Source organism: Alkalihalophilus pseudofirmus, assembly GCF_029094545.1.
GTDB lineage: Bacteria > Bacillota > Bacilli > Bacillales > Bacillaceae_D > Alkalihalophilus > Alkalihalophilus pseudofirmus.
On the sequence record NZ_CP117835.1, the window covers coordinates 2,273,654 to 2,292,696 of the forward strand.

At 40.3% G+C, this 19,043-nt stretch carries 16 protein-coding genes; 6 read left to right on the forward strand and 10 right to left on the reverse strand.

The window, feature by feature from the left end; all coding sequences use genetic code 11:
• The first annotated feature begins 13 nt into the window (after nt 1-13).
• Both PQ478_RS12260 and PQ478_RS12265 read left to right on the forward strand, forming a co-directional pair.
• The gene (locus PQ478_RS12260; RefSeq protein WP_012959089.1) at nt 14-529 is read left to right on the forward strand and encodes a hypothetical protein; all 516 of its coding nucleotides are present in this window, start codon (nt 14-16) and stop codon (nt 527-529) included.
• Nucleotides 530-651: 122 nt separating this feature from the next.
• Nucleotides 652-1,056, forward strand: a complete 405-nt coding sequence (locus tag PQ478_RS12265; protein WP_289234434.1) for a secondary thiamine-phosphate synthase enzyme YjbQ — start codon at nt 652-654, stop codon at nt 1,054-1,056.
• Between the two features lie 251 nt (nt 1,057-1,307).
• Here PQ478_RS12265 and ku read toward each other — a convergent pair whose 3' ends face one another.
• On the reverse strand, nt 1,308-2,138 hold the full coding sequence (ku, locus tag PQ478_RS12270) for a non-homologous end joining protein Ku (RefSeq protein WP_289234435.1): 831 nt from the start codon (nt 2,136-2,138) through the stop codon (nt 1,308-1,310).
• A gap of 130 nt (nt 2,139-2,268) precedes the next feature.
• On the opposite strand from ku, the gene PQ478_RS12275 reads away from it, so the two are divergent.
• Nucleotides 2,269-4,089 carry a DNA ligase D gene (locus tag PQ478_RS12275; RefSeq protein ID WP_435521083.1) on the forward strand — a complete coding sequence of 607 codons (1,821 nt, stop codon included), beginning with the start codon at nt 2,269-2,271 and terminating at the stop codon, nt 4,087-4,089.
• 94 nt (nt 4,090-4,183) lie between these two features.
• Nucleotides 4,184-4,864 carry a peroxiredoxin gene (locus PQ478_RS12280; RefSeq protein ID WP_289234437.1) on the forward strand — a complete coding sequence of 227 codons (681 nt, stop codon included), beginning with the start codon at nt 4,184-4,186 and terminating at the stop codon, nt 4,862-4,864.
• A gap of 166 nt (nt 4,865-5,030) precedes the next feature.
• Here the strand turns inward: PQ478_RS12280 and PQ478_RS12285 are convergent, their stop codons facing one another.
• The 5 genes from PQ478_RS12285 to PQ478_RS12305 all read right to left on the reverse strand — a co-directional run bounded on the left by PQ478_RS12285 (nt 5,031) and on the right by PQ478_RS12305 (nt 12,430).
• Nucleotides 5,031-5,489, reverse strand: coding sequence for a 2-thiouracil desulfurase family protein (locus tag PQ478_RS12285; protein WP_289234438.1), 459 nt, complete (start codon nt 5,487-5,489; stop codon nt 5,031-5,033).
• Between the two features lie 128 nt (nt 5,490-5,617).
• Nucleotides 5,618-7,327 (reverse strand): thiol reductant ABC exporter subunit CydC, encoded by a 1,710-nt coding sequence (gene cydC / locus PQ478_RS12290; RefSeq protein ID WP_289234439.1) that lies wholly within the window; start codon nt 7,325-7,327, stop codon nt 5,618-5,620.
• The gene (cydD, locus tag PQ478_RS12295; protein ID WP_289234440.1) at nt 7,324-9,057 is read right to left on the reverse strand and encodes a thiol reductant ABC exporter subunit CydD; all 1,734 of its coding nucleotides are present in this window, start codon (nt 9,055-9,057) and stop codon (nt 7,324-7,326) included. The genes cydC and cydD overlap by 4 nt, the downstream gene beginning before the upstream one ends.
• Nucleotides 9,058-9,228: 171 nt before the next feature.
• Nucleotides 9,229-10,692: a DEAD/DEAH box helicase gene (locus PQ478_RS12300; protein WP_289234441.1), complete on the reverse strand. Its 1,464-nt coding sequence runs from the start codon at nt 10,690-10,692 to the stop codon at nt 9,229-9,231.
• 367 nt (nt 10,693-11,059) lie between these two features.
• Nucleotides 11,060-12,430: a hypothetical protein gene (locus PQ478_RS12305; RefSeq protein ID WP_289234442.1), complete on the reverse strand. Its 1,371-nt coding sequence runs from the start codon at nt 12,428-12,430 to the stop codon at nt 11,060-11,062.
• A gap of 289 nt (nt 12,431-12,719) precedes the next feature.
• Here PQ478_RS12305 and PQ478_RS12310 point away from each other — a divergent pair, with 289 nt between their 5' ends.
• Nucleotides 12,720-14,129, forward strand: coding sequence for an LVIVD repeat-containing protein (locus tag PQ478_RS12310; protein WP_289236977.1), 1,410 nt, complete (start codon nt 12,720-12,722; stop codon nt 14,127-14,129).
• 80 nt (nt 14,130-14,209) lie between these two features.
• Here the strand turns inward: PQ478_RS12310 and cobT are convergent, their stop codons facing one another.
• From cobT to PQ478_RS12325, 3 genes are all read right to left on the reverse strand, one after another.
• Complete coding sequence (gene cobT / locus PQ478_RS12315) at nt 14,210-15,250, reverse strand: nicotinate-nucleotide--dimethylbenzimidazole phosphoribosyltransferase (protein WP_289234443.1); 1,041 nt, start codon at nt 15,248-15,250, stop codon at nt 14,210-14,212.
• Between the two features lie 61 nt (nt 15,251-15,311).
• On the reverse strand, nt 15,312-16,697 hold the full coding sequence (locus PQ478_RS12320) for a sensor histidine kinase (RefSeq protein WP_289234444.1): 1,386 nt from the start codon (nt 16,695-16,697) through the stop codon (nt 15,312-15,314).
• Nucleotides 16,698-17,390, reverse strand: a complete 693-nt coding sequence (locus tag PQ478_RS12325; protein WP_289234445.1) for a response regulator transcription factor — start codon at nt 17,388-17,390, stop codon at nt 16,698-16,700.
• Nucleotides 17,391-17,540: 150 nt separating this feature from the next.
• Here PQ478_RS12325 and PQ478_RS12330 point away from each other — a divergent pair, with 150 nt between their 5' ends.
• Entirely contained in the window at nt 17,541-18,128 is a 588-nt protein-coding gene (locus tag PQ478_RS12330; RefSeq protein WP_075682867.1) for a hypothetical protein, read from the forward strand.
• A 17-nt stretch (nt 18,129-18,145) separates the two neighbouring features.
• Here PQ478_RS12330 and PQ478_RS12335 read toward each other — a convergent pair whose 3' ends face one another.
• Nucleotides 18,146-19,042 carry a F510_1955 family glycosylhydrolase gene (locus PQ478_RS12335; RefSeq protein WP_289234446.1) on the reverse strand — a complete coding sequence of 299 codons (897 nt, stop codon included), beginning with the start codon at nt 19,040-19,042 and terminating at the stop codon, nt 18,146-18,148.
• Between the last annotated feature and the right edge of the window lies 1 nt (nt 19,043).

Sequence of the window (19,043 nt, forward strand, 5' to 3'; positions counted from 1 at the left end):
GGCTGAATTAACTATGTTACACATGAACAGAAACGCAATGAGAGATCACCATATGCAAAACGGTATGAATGGACAGATGATGCCGGGTATGATGAATGGTACTGGCCAGATGCAGATGCCAGGTATGAATGGGCAAATGCCGCCTGAAATGATGAATGGCAACGGACAGATGCAGATGCCAGGCATGAATGGACAAATGCCGCCTGAGATGATGAATGGAAATGGACAGATGGATCAACCTTCTCAAGAAGAAATGTATAATTTCTGTACTCAATTCATGCAGCATTTAGTACAATTTGGTACAAATGATGGAAGTATGTACGATGGAATCATTGAGGATGTCAATCAAGAAGGGGTTACGATGCTGATGCCTGCTGGTGATGATGATTATGATAACAACATGAACAACAATCAGCGTCAATATCCTTATGGCTATTATGGCCGTTACCCTAGAAGATTCCGCAGATTTAGACGTCAATTTTTCCCTTTCTTCTTATTAAGCAGTTTATTCTTCCCTTACTTTTATTAATAGAGAAAGCCGCAGCCTCGGGCAGCGGCTTTTTTCTATTCATGTTTCTGTCTTCTATAGTAAGGGTACAATATGAATGATACGATAATGATGCGTTAAAGGAAAAGAAAGGAAGGGTAGCAATGGAAAAAACCTTACATATCGATACAAACAGCCGAGATCAGATGATTGATATCACCTCGCAAATTGAACATTGGTTAAAAGATGTTGGAGTAGGTGACGGGATTGTGATCGCTTCATCTCTTCATACAACAGCAGGAATTACGGTCAATGAGAATGCGGATCCTGATGTGAAAACAGATTTCCTAAGAAGACTAGATGAAGTATATCCGTGGGAGCATGAACTTGATCGTCATGCAGAAGGAAATACGGCCGCTCACTTAAAGACAAGCACTGTCGGCCACGCGCAAACCCTTATTATCTCAAATGGACAGCTTGTTCTTGGCACATGGCAAGGTGTGTATTTCTGTGAATTTGACGGCCCGAGAAAAAACCGGAAAATACATCTAAAGGTTATTTCCTCATAAGAAAAGAGAGCTGCATTTTCGCAGCTCTCTTTTTGTGTTGGAAGTGACGCAATAATAAGGTGAATCAATACAATTAGACTTATCACTGACGCATATCCTGGCTGAACAGGCGCAATACACTTGAAGCGACGCAATAATGAGGTGTACGAATACAAATAATTATAACACCCGCGCAATAAGCGCTGACATTGACACATAAATCGTCTGAATGTATACCATGGCTCCCTAGCCCTACCTTGCCAGCACCAGCCTTATGCGTTTTTCTTAGCTTTAGCCGTTGTCCGCTTCTTTGGAGCAGGCTTTTTCTTTTTCGTCTTATCAATCGATGCTTGCAGCGCCGACATTAAGTCAGTGACATTCGATTCTTTCGGCTTTTTATCTGTTGCTGTAACGGTCTTCTTGCCCGTTTTCTTCTCTTCAATAAGATCCATCAATGCGGTTCTGTACTCATCATGGTACTTTTCAGGGTCAAACGTGGTCGTCAGCTGTTCAACTAACAACAAGGCGGTGTCTAATTCCTTCTTCACAATCTTCTGCCCCTCAGGCAAGTTTGGTACATCTTCTATATTTCGAACCTCATCTGGAAAATGAATGGTCTCCATAATCAGGCCCTCTTTGTATACACGCACAACAGCTAGCTGCTCTTTAGAACGTATGATAATCTTGGCGATGCCAATTTTTCCTGATTCATTCAATGCTTCTTTTAGAAGACTATATGCTTTTGCCCCGCCTGCATCGGGTGCCATGAAATAACTTTTTTCAAAATAAATCGGATCTATTTCCTCTAACTTCACAAAATCAATAATTTCTACTGCTTTTTCTTCCTGTTCTTTTTTTAATTGCTCAAGATCCTCTGCGTCAAGGACGACAAATTTATTTTTGGCGTATTCATAGGCTTTGACGATATCCTCTTGAGCTACTTCCTCTTCACAATCGGGGCACCTTTTTTGGTAATTGATCGGTGTGTGACATTTTTTATGGAGCTGTCTTAATTTGATATCTTTGTTTTCAGTTGCTGTATGCAGTTTCACTGGTATATTGACAAGTCCAAAACTAATGCTTCCTTTCCATACTGTATGCATTTTCTCACCTGCTTTTTTTCTTACTATGCAGAAGTTTGTCTCGAATTATGTATAGAAGAATGCATTTATCAAACGATACTATCAAACGATACCAATATAAAAGAAAAGGCAGGTTTTACACTTGAAACCGATGCTTCTTCACTCTAATCCAACCATACCCCGAGGCACCCAATGGCTCTACGAAGCAAAGTACGATGGTTATCGCTGCCTGTTGGTTTGGGAAAATGAAACGCCGAGACTTTATAGCAGGAACGAAAAAGAATTAACCGCAAACTTTCCAGAAGTCATTGAGTGGTGCCGCACTAAATATGAGCTAGTAAAAGAATATCTCCCTCTTATATTAGACGGCGAGTTGGTTCACCTTTTGAACCCTTATCAAAGTGAATTCACATTAGTGCAGCAGAGGGGGAAACTGCGGACAAAAGAAACCATCACTCATCACAGCAGGATTCATCCGATGAATTTTATCATATTTGACCTCCTAAAAATCAGCGGCACATCTCTTATGGAGAATCCACTTTTCACACGAAAAAAACAGTTAGATAAGCTATGCAAAGTATTAGGCATAACAAAAGATACGTCTCCTCTGCAAATCATCGAAACATTTAAGAAAGGAGAGGAACTCTTTGACTTTGTTACAGAACATAATGGCGAGGGTCTTGTAGCAAAGAAAAAGACGAGTACGTACCGATCTACCCGCTCAAAAGACTGGTTGAAAATTAAAAACTGGCGCTATGTTCAATTAATAGTGACCGCCTATGATAAAGGAAACGGATATTTTGAAGGCAGCGTTTTAAAAGATGGTGAGCTGACTGCTGTAACTCATTTTAAACACGGAATGAAGGATGAGGAGTACACGACTCTAACTGAATTATTTAAGGAGAATGGCGAAAAAAGAGGGAAAGAAACGTGGACCCTGCCACCATCTATCGTGGTGAATATAGCTTCTATCGGCTTTGATGGAAAACAGCTTCGTGAACCTCAGTTTGATTCATTTTTGATGGACGCAGAACCGGATGATTGCACATGGAATTCTCTACAAAGACAGCTCCACCCTATCCCTAAACAAGTTGAAATCACTCATCCTGACAAGCCAGTTTGGCCATCTATTCATCTAGTGAAGGATGATTATCTTTTGTATTTGCAAAAAGCAGCTCCATTCTTGCTTCCCTTTTTACAAGACAGACTGTTAACTGTTATTCGGTTTCCACACGGAGCAGAAGATGAGTCATTTTACCAGAAAAACACGCCTGATTATGCCCCATCGTTCATTCAAACGGCAGTCGATGAGGATATTGAATATATACTTTGCAATGACCTTAAAAGCTTATTGTGGCTTGGTAATCAATTAGCACTTGAGTTTCACATCCCGTATCAGACGATTCATCAAACCAAGCCTGCAGAATTAGTATTTGATCTTGATCCGCCCAGTGTAGATGAATTTGGACTAGCTGTTCAAGCAGCCTTACAGATGAAGGAGATCTTTGATCAGTTTCATCTCACCTCTTATGTGAAAACGTCAGGGAATAAAGGACTTCAGCTTTATCTCCCGCTGCCAGAGGAAGCATTTTCATATAAGCAAACTAGAGCATTTAGTGAGTTTGTCAGTATTTATTTATGCGAACAAAACCCTGAGATATTTACCATTGAGCGGCTGAAGAAAAATCGTGGCGGTCGTTTATACATTGATTACATTCAGCATGATGCTGGAAAAACAATCATTGCTCCATACTCAACCAGAGGTCATGGACGGGGACTTGTGGCTACTCCACTTTATTGGGAGGAGGTTGGTGACAAACTTACACCTGATGACTTTACGATTCCACGAGTAATCGAGCGGTTACGTTCGGAAGGTGATCCTTTCCGCAACATACGTGAAAATCTTGATGAGCAAGGAGAGGCGTTTGCGGCAGTGCTTGGAGAGTTAAAATCATTAAAAGCAAACACTTAGAGCTGTCTATATATCTTTAGCTGCAAAACGATCCATTCATATAATTCCACCTAGGCAAATATTATATTTCAGAAGAAAAAAGGAGGGTTTATGAATGGATCAGCCACATCAAGAAATCCCACCAAAGATAGGTGACCTACTCCCTACCTTTGTCGTTCAGACGACTCAAGGGAAAAAAACACTGCCCGATGACTACGCAGGGAGCTGGGTCATGCTGTTCAGCCATCCGGGAGACTTCACTCCAGTTTGTACAACTGAATTCTATTCTTTTGCTACGAATGAACAGGCATTTCAGCAGCTGAACACACAGCTCATCGGCTTGTCGATTGATACTGTATTTGCGCATATGAAATGGATGGAGTGGATTCAAAATAACTTAGGAATTCAAATTAACTTCCCAATCATAGCAGATGAATTGGGTAATGTGGCAAAACGTCTCGGCATGATTGCCCCAGAACGCGGCACGACAGCGGTTCGGTCTGTTTTTATCATTGATCCAACAGGTCATATTCGTATCATTTTAAATTATCCTGCAGAAGTCGGCCGTAATACTAATGAATTACTTCGGATTATTCATGCTCTGCAGCTAGCAGACGGATACGATGTGAAAATGCCGGCAAACTGGCCAAACAATGAGTTGATTGGGGATAAGGTCATTTTAGCTCCTCCATCTGATGTGATGAAAGTACAAAAGAGGATTGAGGAAGCAGAAGCTGGTGAGGTTGAATGTTTTGATTGGTGGTTCTGCTATAAAGACCTGCCTGAAGAGTCCTGATAAACAATCACGCCGCTCCCGAAATATACTACGTTTTCCATGAGAAGCTGCTGAGCCTCCTCGGGCTTATGCCATATGGAGTCTCAGCTTTGCTTTAGTTCCTATTGAAGTCTAAGTATATTTCATCCGCTTGTTTATATTCCATTTAATCACAACACTTTAAAAACTACAGTATATTTTCAACAAATTGTTCTTCAGAAATCACTCGGAAACCATTTCTTTTAAGTAAAGCTGAGGTAACCTCATTTCCTGGAATTTTTTCACCTTTAAATTCACCGTTATCTATCTTTGTACTACCACAGGAAGGGCTGTTTTCTTTAAGAATCACTATTGTTGCATTGATATCTTTAGCTGTTTCTAAAGTGGCATAAGCTCCTTTTAGGTATAGACTTGTTACATCTTCACCACATCTATTGATCACCTTAGCTTTTCCATCAAGCACATTTTCACCCTCGCCTCCTAATATTTCGGCTGGTTCTCTAGGTGTTGAAAATCCACCAAGCAGTTCAGGGCAAATAGTAATAGCTTGATTCTCCGCAACTAATTTTCTTATTCTTTTATCTAAACTATGTTTGCTGTTATATCTTACTTCTAACCCAGCCAAACAAGAGCTAACCAAGATCATAAACATCACCCCTCAAAAAGAAATTTAAATGACATCGTATGTTCGAATAGCTAATTATACCACTCAACCCCTAAAACGATCATAGAAAAATAAACCGAGCATCCTTCACTCGGTTTATTTATATAGGTTTATCCAACCATCTCTCTTTCCACTTGTTTCATCTCATAGAAGTAATCCTTTTTCGCCATAAGCTCTTCATAGCTTCCTGATTCCACGATTTCCCCGTGGTCCATCACAATAATTTGATCCATATATTCAAGCCCTGTCAGGCGATGTGTGATGAAAATCATCGTATCGTCTTTTGCTTGTTGGAATAGATGGCTATAGATGTTCTTTTCTGTTAGAGAATCGAGTGAAGAGGTCGGCTCATCTAACAGCCATAGAGACTTTCCTTTTAGCATCGCTCTTGCAATGGCAAGACGCTGCTTCTCGCCGCCAGATAAGTTTTCTCCTTTTTCATATACCTGATCCTTTAGCTGAAACCCGCTTAGTTCCACTTTGCGCAAGACTTCAATCAGCTCTTCATCTGATGTATCATCTTTAGCGATTAATAAATTATCTTTAATTGTGCCGTAAAAGAAATGATTTTCTTGAAGAACAACATTTGCATGTGTCCATATACTCTCGTCTGATACATCGTTAATCGATGTTTCGTTAAAAGCAACCTCACCTGAGTCTGCTTTTTGTACCTTTAACAAAAGCTGCATCAAGGTTGATTTTCCAGAGCCGCTTGCACCGACAATCGCTGTTTTGGAGCCTCTTGGAAAGACCGCTGAAATGTTTCTTAATGCCGGCCTAAAATCTCCCTCAAATGAAAATTGCAGATTGTTCACTCGAATAGATGGTGCACCAGTTAGTGACAATGGGCTCTCTGGATTTTCTTGCTTATCATCCTTCACCACTTCATTTAATCTGCTGCTAGCTTTACGGCTCTCCTCATAATGGTTCGGAAAAACGGCCATTGGAGCTGCATTTTCAAATGCTGTTAACGAAATCATCACGAGCATCGCAAGAAACACTCCATCTAGCTGTCCGCCGCTTACAAGATAGGCACCTAAAAGAAGGACGCCCCATGAAATCATAAGAGAGGCAGCTTGATGAATTGTTTGATTGACCATTGCTACATTCCCTTCAATCTGCTGTTCCCTAACATAGGAGGCAGCTGATTTCTCAAGCAGACCTTGTTTCTCATTTAGCTTCTGATAAATTTTCAAGTCGCGATACCCATGCATGAATTCAGTGGCATCGGTTGATAGCTTTGCCCGTTCCACTCGCACGGCATTTTTCTTTTTCTTCAGGCTGACTGCAAAAAGAGCTGGGAGAATAATGCCTGTTAACAGCAAGCCAAATAAAAGCAATAAGGCAATATAGAATGAGTAAAACATTGAAAACATGATTGTTGCTAAAAAAACGAGCCCAAGCACAAGGGGCGGATAGAATACACGCAAGAAAAAGTTCTGCAGGCTTTCCACATCACCGACCACTCGCGCAAGCAGGTCACCGCTCCGGTATTTAGTAAATAAATTAGGGGCATGCGGTTCAAGCTTCTCATAAAAGGACACTCTCAGGTCCCCTAGCATAGTAAATGTTGCTCGGTGTGAGAACAGCCGCTCGCCGTATCTGGCTGCTGCTCTTGATATACTGAACAACTTCAATAACGCAATCATGATGGATAATGCATAAAGCGGAGGGGCGAGGGCTGCTTTGGAGATTAAATATCCACTTGCAGAAAACAACCCTATGGCAGCAAGACCCGCTAAGAAACCTAAAAGAACTGAATAGACAATGTCTCTTTTTTGTGAAAGCAATAAAGCCGCCACATTCGCTAATTCTTTCATCGAGTCTCCCCTCCTCGTTGAATCTGAACCATCTCACGGTACTCGCGAGACGTTTGTAATAACTCCTCATGACGACCTTCTGCGATCTTTTCACCCTTTTCTAAGAGAATAATGCGATCTGCATGGCGTATCGTATGAAGACGGTGAGCGACTGTAATTACAGTTGATGTTTTAGAAAGATCCTCGATTGACGCTTGCAGGATTCTTTCTGTTTTCAGATCCAAGCCGGTCGTAGGCTCATCAAACAGAATAATTTTGGGCTGCTTTAAGAACGCACGAGCGATTGCGAGCCGTTGCTTCTCACCGCCAGAAAGTCCTCGTCCGGCTTCACCGACTTCTGTATCATAGCCATTTTCTAACTCGTTGATTAACTCAGTTAAGCCTGCTTTTTCGCATGCCTCAACAATATCATTGCGAGTTACCTCACCACTTGTTCCAATCGCAATATTCTCAGCAATAGTGCCAGCAAACAAGTAAGGGTTCTGTGAAATATAGGAAACCTGATCAAACCATTCCGACTCTTTATATTTTGATTGTGGCAAACCGTCGATCATGATCTCTCCCGCAGTGCGTGGAAGCAGCCCGGCGATCGTATGAAGCAATGTTGTTTTTCCTGATCCGCTGCGTCCGATAATGGCTACTTTTTCATATGGTTTAATTGTTGTATTAATGTCCTGTAAAGTGAAATCTCCATCACCATATGTGACCTCAAGCTGATGCAACTCAATTTTAGGCGGCACTTCATCACTCTTCATTTGAGCGTCACCCCAGTTTACTTTCCCGCTTTCTTCCTTCAGTTCATCGGTAATTTTTTTAGCAGCCCCTTGACTGCCTCGCCCTGTATGAAAGGCACTGCCGAGGTCTTTTAGCGACATATAAAATTCCGGTGCCAATACGAGAACAAAGAAGGCTGCATGAAACGTGATGCTCTCAAAAATGATTAAACGTAATCCTACTTCAAGAGCAATTAAGCCAATTCCCAGCATGGAGATAAATTCGAGCATTAATGAGGAGATGAAGGCAATTTTTAATACATCCATTGTCGCTTCGCGAAACCCCTTGCTGCTCTCACGAATCGTCTCTTTTTGCTTTTTAGCCTGACCAAATAATTTTAATGTCGTCAACCCTTGAAGTGTATCTAAAAAGCGCCCGGAAAATGAGGCGAGCTTATCCATTTGCTCTTCTGACTTTTGCTTTGTTTTTAACCCAATGATCACATAGAACAATGGAATAAATGGTGCTGTTATAATCATGATCAGCGCGGTATAGATATGCGCTTGAAAAACGGCAATCAAAATCATCAGCGGAATAACAGAGGTCTGGATGACCTGCGGGATATACTTGCTGAAATAACTATCCACCTCATCCACTGAATCCATCAGCACACTGACTTTTCTTCCAGACTGTCCTTTTATCGATGCTTGAAGCGGATTCGCTGCCAGCCTGTCAATTAATGTTTTTCTAAGCTTGGCTTTAGCTGATGCAGCCATTTTAACACCAAGTAATCCGTTTATATGAGTCAGGACCACTCTCCCAATAAGTGCCGCAAGAAGCCAGCCGAATAGTGGGATGAGTTCTGTAAATGCACTGCCCTGTACAAATACTTCATCGACAATCGTGACAATGAAATAGGCTTGGGCAATCACTGTTGCACCAGTTAAAATCGCTGTGATAATAAGAGCAAGCTTAGTCATTTTATATGATTTTGCAATTTGTTTAAGTTCAGTCATCGTTTCATTCCCCTATTTTTTAACTTGAGTAAATCGAGTTAGTGAAATGATTCACAATATCTTTATTGATGTCTATTATAAACAACCTATTAGTAAAATGCACTTAATCTGATTGAACGAAACGTGAACATTTTTATAGAAAAAACTGCCAGTACTAGACTGGCAGTTCGCTTATTTTTTCGCAGGGTGAACTTTTAATTGCTTGCCTTTGATCGTACGATGTTTCATCTCTTCAAGAACGAGCGGGCCTTTTCCATTTAAGATCTCAACATAAGCTTCTCTTTCTTGAATGATAATAATCCCGATATCATCTGACTGTATGCCATTTATGGAAGAGAGAGTTCCTACAAAATCAACCGCACGTAATTTCTTTTTCTTTCCACCATTAAAATACAATTTCATAATATCTTGATTCAGGTTTTTTGCCTTGTTTTCTTTTAGTTGCGGTTTCTTTTCTAATTTATTCTGAAACGCCTTCACGGCTTTTCTTACTTCTTCTTTTACAGGACATGGTACTCGTGTAATTTGCTCACCAATAAAATCTTCAATATCATCAATGTATCCATGTTCTCTCGGAGTAACAAGGGTTATCGCTTTTCCTTTTTTCCCTGCACGGCCTGTCCGCCCAATCCGGTGCACATAATTTTCTTTTTCGGCAGGTACATCATAGTTAATGACAAGGTTTATATCAGCGACATCAATTCCTCTGCCAGCAACCCCTGTTGCCACCAAATAACGAAAAGCACCTTCTTTAAACCGATCCATTACATCAAAACGGTCTTCCTGCTTCATTCCCCCGTGTAATTTTTGTACAGGATATTGGCTTCTTAAAAGGGATTTTTCAAGCTTATCTACCTCTACTTGCGTTTGGCAGAAAATGATGCAGCTATCAGGATTTTCTACTATTAACACATCTTTTAACACGTCTTCTTTCTCAACAGCATCTATTTCAATTAAAGCATGGTTAATATTTGGCCGGCTTGCTTCTGTTGATGTAATTTCGATATATTCAGGAAGTCTCATATGGCGCTTAGAAAGCTCCTCTACTCCATCAGGAAACGTAGCTGAAAATAACATTGTCACTCTGTCAGCTGGGATATGCGCGATAATGGCCTCCACTTGATCAATAAATCCCATATTCAGCATCTGATCAGCTTCATCAATGACCAAATATCGAATATTTGTTGTATCAAGTGACTTCTTCTCGATATGGTCAAGAACTCGTCCTGGAGTGCCAGTTACGATATGATTTTTTTGCTTTAGCTCTATTTTTTGTCTTTCGTAGGATTGTTTTCCATAAACCGCTGCTGCTTTCACTCTTTTAAAACGGCCTATATTAATGATTTCTTCCTTTACTTGGGCCGCTAACTCTCTTGTCGGTGTTAATACTAAGGCTTGCGGTTTATTCTCCTCCCAAACCACTTTCTCGCACAATGGAATGGCATAAGCAGCCGTCTTTCCACTTCCAGTTTGCGCTTTAACGATCACGTCTTTTTCAGCTAAAGCAACTGGTACAACTTTTTTCTGAACGTTCGTCAGCTTTTTATAATTCAAGAGGTCAAGCGCCTTTTGAACTTCTTTACTTATTTGAATTTCATTGTTTATTTGATTTCCCTTGCTTATTCGATTCTCCATAACATCCCTCATCTTTTCTTTTGTCCATATGATTAGGTTGCACTTTTATAGGCACCTAAATGTTTTTTATTTTTTTGTATAGAAAATAATCCTTTGGCTATAATAAATTTTGAGGGCAGCAGTGCTCTCATTAACCATACCCCATCATTTTAACATGATGTTAGCTATACAAATTGGATGTTTTTCGATTATCCCTTTTATGAGGTGATTGCATTGTACAGTAACCAGAAATTTCAAGATTGTTTTTAACAAGAATGAAATGAGGTGTCTGTGGCAGATAATAATCGTTACGACCCCAGATTGTAAGTTGTTAGGGTAAGGTAGAAGGAGATGACCGCCAATGCGCTGGTCATCTCCTTTTTTTCCTTTATAAAAGCAAATAGCCGATTAACGTGCCGACCCCGCCGTAAAAAATAGCGAACGGCATATTTCGCAAGGTGATACGATAAGGATTTTGGACAGTGTTCATCGAGGTCATCGTGACGGTGATCCCGTAAGCTCCAACTGTAGCTGTTGCTAGCGCTCCTGTAATTAATACCATGCCAACGCTCATTGGATTAATGACTGAATATAAAGGCTGCATCACCTCAGCTAAAATGCCAATTGTCGCTACCGGATGGACACCGATCATACTCATCAATAAGTATGTACCTTGAATAAGCAGTAAAATGACTAAAGGTGTTTCAGAGGCAGCTAAAAACGGCTGCTGGATCATTCCTAGAAAAGGTGTTTCGTTTAAGCTGGAGGAGAAAAAGGCAAGTGATAAAAACAACACAACAAAATTCTGCATGTGGTTTGTTCGAAATTTCCACGTCCCCCATCCAATCGCAAGAAAACTCCGCATCCTGTTCATCACAAGAGCCCAGCAGAAACTAAATGGCAAGATGACAAGCGTAACAGATAAAATAAAGTTTAAGTTGTAGGCATTCCCTAATGTCACCACAATGAGCAAAAAGGCAGTTAATGCAATAACCAGTTTTGTGATTTTCCATGCAATGATGCCAGGTTCAATCGTTCGCTCGGGATGGTAGACAGCTGCTTCATAAGGTACCGACTTGAATCGCCTGGACCCCCATAACCAATCCACCATTAACACAATGAATGAACAAAGAATGAGCCAAGGAAGATAAGCTAGATAGCTGACACCTGTCGCATCCACTGTCATCGCCACCATAATCTCCATCGGACTCCAGCAGAGTGCAACGGCAAACGCTCGCAGCGTCGTTTGACTTATAAAAGAATCCTTGATTTTTTTCTTCATTTTAGCCATATTCTCTAGCAGAACTTCTTGAGAAATCGATAAGGCGGATAAATTAATGAACGAACATAAAGTGTACGTCGTAAACGAGCTTCTGACATACAGCTTCCCCAAGTCCGATACATTTGCTTTCATTAATTCATTAATACGACGGTCAAAACGTCCTGCACGAACGATGCTGTTCATCCAAGGTAACACGATGAAAAAGGCGAGTAACGGCATAGTGGATGTAAAATACAGCGGGACTTGATAGAGCGGCAGTCCAGAATAGATATACATCCCCGTACCGACAGCAATAAAAATACTGCCTAAAATACGAAATAGTTTACTCGCTCCTAATAAGGATATGAGAAGCATCGGAATGGCAAGGATCCCGATTACATAATGAATTGATTCACTGCCTATAAAAGTATTGGCTATATACATAAGTAAAATGACAGAATAAACAACATATAAATGTTGCTTCAAAAAATGATTCATAGGTTTCCCCTCTTACTCTCTTTTTTCCATTCCTCCACTTTACTCCTATTTAATAATAGAAGCAATGAGAATGTTTCGCATATAGAAATATTCTAGTTCTTTTTTATTCAGCAGCTACCTTCCTAGAAAAAATATCCAACTACATACCTACTGCTCGTTAGGAAAATAGCATTAATTATTTCAATAACCGAAATAATTAGTATACTAATAAAGGTTTCTGCTTTAGTATATTGAATTGTGAAAAGGTGAAATATTCTAATAATTATTGGAGGTTATTCGATTGAAAAAAATGAGACATGTTGTTCTTAAATCTACATTAGCAGGCGCTTTAGTATTATCGGCTGCAGTACCTGCAGTACTTGCACATGATGCACTAGATGAGTCTGGACTTCAAAAGGGTGAGCGTATTGTCTTCTCAAATGAAGAGTTAGCCACGCTTGGTGAGGCGAAAAATGAAGGGACAGGCAAAGTGTCAAGCTTACAAGAAGCAGCATCTGTACAAATCGAGAAAATTAATGGAGATGCTCAAAACAACACCGCTGATGTGTATGCACATAAAGGATTCGCTTATTTAGGAACACATACAGCTGGCGGAGCGAACGGCGGGGTTCGTGTTTTTGATATGAAAGATCCTTCAAACCCTGTTGAAGTAGCTGCATTTGCCAACGATGATGTTCCTGGTACATGGCAGGAGAAAGTCATTGTAAAATCAGTGAATACACCTGAATTCAAAGGAGATCTTGCGGTTGTAAGTGTTCAGCAGCGCAATCGTAATGCCGACACTGCTGGAGGATTCTTGCTTTATGATGTAACCGATCCATACAGTCCCGAGAAACTTGGTTTCTATGAAGTGTATGATAATACAGCAGGTACCCATGAGCTTTATTTAGCGACTCAAGGAAATCGCGCCCTAGTCTTTGCTTCAAACCCATATGCTGACTACTACAGCCACGGTGAAGAAAAAGACTTCCAAATTATTGATGTCACTGATCCTGCAAACCCTGAAAAGTTGTGGGAGTTTGACCCTCGTGATCTTCCTGAAGTAGACGATTCCTTTAATGGATACCACTGGAACGCTCCGGATGGTAAAACTAGAGCAGTATTTAATCATTCAGTCATTACAGACAATAATGCACAATATGCATATGTGTCTATGTGGGATTTAGGAACAGTCATTTTTGATGTACGTGACCCTGAAAACCCTGTATACCTTGGTCGCACAGACTTTTCTTCTGAGCAGCAAGGTTCTGCTCACTCCGCTGCACTTGCTCGTGGCGGCAACGTCTTAATTGAAACAAGAGAAGTGTATGTTCCTGTACGCGCGGGCTATGAAGAGTCTTATGGTTATACTCGTATTTTCGATGTGAAGGATAAGTCCAATCCAAAGCTTTTAAGTGAGTTCAAAACGGACTTAACGGAAAAAGTAGAAGATGGTACGACATTTGCCAATACTGTTCATGACCCTAAAGTACAAGGAAATACGCTTTACTTAAGCCACTATGCTGGCGGCGTGTACATGGTAGATATTTCAGACCCAGCTAACCCAGAGCAAATTGGTCAGTATGTACCAGATCAAGGCGATGTATGGGGCGTATTCGTTGACCGAAATTACGTACTAGCTTCTGATATGGGACAAGGATTAAAAGTTCTAGTTCGTGGAAATGGGCAGAATAATGGCGGTAATACACGTACTGAATAACTGCAAAAATAAATCCCGGTGGACAGCGACTAGCTGTGCCTACCGGGATTTTTTATGGTGAGATCATTTTCCTATAATAATTATTTTGAGATACCAGCCGATTCAAAGGTAGCCATCTCATTCAGCATTCTGCATGCAGATTCAATAATTGAAAAAGCTACCGCAGCACCAGAACCTTCACCAAGCCTTAATCCCAAATTAACTAGCGGTTTCTTTTCGAGGGCTTCCACTGCTGTTAAGTGTCCTGGCTCAACCGACTGATGCCCGACAATCATGTAATCTTCACATACTGGTGCCATACGGACAGCAATCAGTGCAGCGACCGTGGAAATAAATCCATCTAAAATAATCGGCACGCGACGTTCAGCCGCACACAGCATGGCTCCTGTCATGCCTGCAATCTCAAGACCTCCTAGCTTCCTCAACACATCAATCGGATCTGCTGCATTTGCTTTTCTGTTCTCGATTGACTGATTAATAACCTCTATTTTATGCTGCAGGCGTTCATTTGTGATACCCGTCCCATATCCAACTAAATCTTTAACGGGCTTGCCAGTCAATACAGCTAGGAGCGCACTGCTTGATGTTGTGTTGGCAATTCCCATTTCTCCAAGAATGATGCTCTCAATGCCTTCTTCAATGAGTTTTTCAGCCTGCCTTCTTCCGACCGCAATGGCTTCAACTGCTTCGTCGTATGTCATCGCATCTTCTTCTAAGAAATTACGAGTGCCGTTTCGTACCTTATCCACAATTAACGCGTCATGATCGATCTCTCCTGCTACACCAATATCTACAACCTTCAATGCAGCACCAATTTGTCTTGAAAATACATTAATCGCAGCTCCGCCATTAAGAAAGTTCATGACCATTTGCTCGGTCACTTCTTGCGGGAATGCAGAGACCCCTTCAGCAGCTATTCCATGGTCAGCCGCAAACACTAGAACGCCCGCAGGGGATACTTTAGGAAATGGATTATTTTTCATTTCGGCTAACTGAATCGCTAATTCTTCTAATCTTCCTAAGCTTCCTGGCGGTTTCGTTAAAGTGTTAATATAACCTGAAACCTGCTCGCCTAGCTCTTTATTTAGTGCTGGGATTGTTGTTGGATGTATTGTATTCATGATATGCCCCTCTCCAATTATATAAAAGACTCCTATAATTGAAATATATCATAAAAGCGTTCTATTCAGCAGGAATTTCGATTATAAACGTTGTCCCCTCCCCCATTTTACTAGAAACGGAGATCGACCCGTTGTGGAGATGAATGATCTCTTTCGTAATGGCAAGACCTAAACCGCTGCCGCCAAGTTTAGTAGAACGAGAAGAATCTACTCGGTAAAACCTTTCCCAAATGCGATCAAGATCTTTTTCGGGTATGCCTGTGCCATTATCGTGTATTTCAATCATACACCTCTGATTTTCACGAGTTAGAGTAACATTAATTTCTCCCCCAGGTTGAGTATGACGAATCGCATTAGATACAAGATTCATTACCGCCCTCTCAAACTGTCCTCTGTCAATAAATACATACATATCATCATTAGGTGCATGAGCCTTTAAATTTAGCTGTTTTGATTGGATATCAAGCTTCAATTTTGTTTGTATTTGATCAAAAAAACCTTTCAGATCCGTTCTTTCAACATCCAAATGGAATGAACCCTCTTCATATTTCATTAAATGAAAGAGATCTTGAACTAAATGCTCCATCCGGGAGGCTTCTTGATAAATAATGTTGGATTGCTCTTTGACTACAGGTGGTTCAAGCTGCTGATCTTTTAATAACGCGGAATAGCCCTTTATGTAAGTTAAGGGGGTTCTAAGATCATGAGAGATATTCGTTAAAAATTGCTGTCTTTCATCTCGATACTCTTTTAAACTTTTAGCCATAATTGAAATATCGGAAAGCAATATGGAGACCTCATCTTTACTAGTCGATATAGGTACGTCTACATCTAATCGACCCGAGGCAATCTCCCTAGTTAGTTCTTGAGCCTTCATAATAGGATTGGTCAGCCGCTTTGATAAATAGAAACTTACGATGACAGCTAAACACATGGCAAGGAAACCTATGCCTAATGTTAATAAGAAGATATGTTTTCTCGTCTTCTCGAAGCTTCCAGTATCTTGATCAATAAATAAATACCCTCTTTCTCCATCTATTGTCGCAAAGGAAGTGTAAGACCAAGCATGAGGGATATGTTCTTCCATTGTGTCGATAAATTCAGTTTTGATGTTCTGATGAATCTTCTTTGATATCCATAATTGGTAATTAGCTAAGACCTCATCAGAAAAATACCTCGAACTGTTGATGACTTGTAGTGATTCATCAAAAATAATGAATGTATTTTCTTCTTGCCCTGCCTCCATCATCATGACATGCGCTAAGGTTGTCTCATCAGAGTGCGCGCCTAATATTTCGGCATGAGAAAGCAGCCGGTTTTCCACGTCTTCTTGAAGTTGATGTTTATAATAAGACTTAGAAAAATGATAAAAAGATAGACTCATTACGAGGATGACAAAAACAATAGAGAAGAAAATAGCTATTAATAATTTTGTAGCCAGCTTCACCTAGTCCAGCTCCTCTAATGGCATTTTATACCCCACACCCCACACGGTTTCAATTAAGGGTCTTTCTATGCCAGCTTGTACTAACTTGTCTCGAATATGCTTGATATGGACATCTACATTTCGGTTGAAGCGTTCTTCTTCCTCTTCCCATTCAAGTGTTAGGAGTTGATCTCTGGTATATACTCTTCCTGGATATTGAAAGAACCTAGAGAATAATTGATATTCTTTATTTGTAAACGGGATGACCTGTTCATTATATGTGAAAATTCTTTGAGATGGGTTCCTATTAATTCCGAACCTGCTAATAATTGTATCTTTCTCAAATAAGTGTTCTGTTCTCTTGATAACTGATTGAACTCTAGCCTTTAATTCTCTAGGCTCAAACGGTTTTGTGATAAAGTCATAAGCGCCAAGCTCAAGACCCTTAACAACAGCTTCTGTATCATCCATAGCGGTAATTAAAATGACCGGAATTTCTTTTTGTAATTCATTTATGCGCTTCAAAAATTCAAAACCCGTCATCTCTGGCATCATAATATCTAATAAGATGAGGTGGACATCCTCCTTGTTTAAATAAAACTCTGCCTCAATGGCGCTTGATAACGTTCTAATATCATAGCTGCTTGATTGAATGCAGAGTTCAAGTAACTTTTGCATTTCCCTCTCATCATCAATAATTATTATTTTCTTCATCTATTCTCACCAATCTCTTCTTTTCGTTTTTAGACATATTTATTAAGACAAACTAATACTAGTGTACAAACTACCTTTTGAATAAAGGGTTATTCATTGTATTTACATAGTACGTAAATGTACATTTTGAAATAGAAGGGAGAATTCGTCATGCAGTGGTATTTACTATGTCTCCTCGTCATTTTACTGGCCATCATTGGTTTTATTGTCTTTGTTTATAAATCTCATTTATCAAATATGCTCGGAATGTGCACAGCTATGGCAATTGGAATGATGATAGGACTTTCATCGGGTGTTGTCCTTGGAATATTATTTTCAGATGCCTTTTTTGAGACGACCATCATCAGCATGTTTATCGGCGCTTTAATAGGCGTTTTATTTGGCTATCCATTCTCACTTATTGCTGTAGTGGACGGATTTATCTCAGGTTTAATGGGAGGTATGATGGGCACTATGCTTGCCGTAATGGTGCCCACGCAGCATCATTTGCCACTCACTCAAGTCATGCTGCTGCTTTTAGTCGGCACCCTGTTTATTCTTTATTTAGCACTGGCTCAAGAAATAAAAAACAACACCCAAAAGACCTTATCTCTCAAGACTATCTGGTATTTCTTATTCATTTGTGCAAGCTTTATCTGTATTCATTTTATCGAAGCTCCAAGTCTCGCTCCAAATGAAGATCCCCATTCCAATCATCATCATGCTATAAAAACAACTGACCATTTAGATATCTTCTAAATGGTCAGCTTATTGTTCTACGGAAGAAATTTTCCATTTTCCGCTAATTGCGTCCAAGTGTCTCCAAAATCACTTGTATGATAGATCGCCTCTTGCATGGAACCTAAAATGATTTCATTATCTTGGCCTGGATGTTGACTAATATAAGAAATCATATCATTTTCTAAAGTGAAATCGAGGGACTCCCATGTTTGTCCAAAATCTTTACTGAAATATAACCCTTCTAATTCACCTACAAAGTAGGCCATTAATTCTTCGTTATCTCCGTTTAATGATTCAAGTGCAGTCGCTGTAGAATTGCTCTCCATTTCTTCCCAGGTCTGACCGCTATCTAATGACATATACACTCCCTCTTCAGTACCAGCAAGTACATGACTAGGAAACTGAGGATGTGACGTTAAACTGTACGTATGACCAATTGGCTCTGGCAACCCTTCTGTTTCAACCTGTTCCCATGAATAACCACCATCTTCCGAGTGATAAAAGTGAGAGTTGTACGCATCTATAGCATAAACTTGGTTTGAGTCTCCTTTATTTGCATGAAGAAGATGAAAATCCACTTCTGGATAAAGAGCAATCGGTTCCCACGTTTCTCCTTGATCGGTACTTTTCATCACCCCAAGAGGATCTTCTAAATTTGACGAGTGACTCGGGTGACCACTTGAGAGCATTGTATTCTCATCCAGAATAGCAAGACCCATAAAATCATGTTTCTCTGCTTCTTTATTTACATCTATCCACTCCCCATCTGCATGCTTAATTAACCCGTGGTGAGTAGCAACATAAAAAGCATCTTCATGATGGGCATACTCAAGTCCATGGAGGTGAGAAAACTCTTCTACTTCACTTCCTGCAGTTTGACATCCCGCAAGGATACTTACGAAACCCGCTCCTAGTAACAACCATTTTTTCATT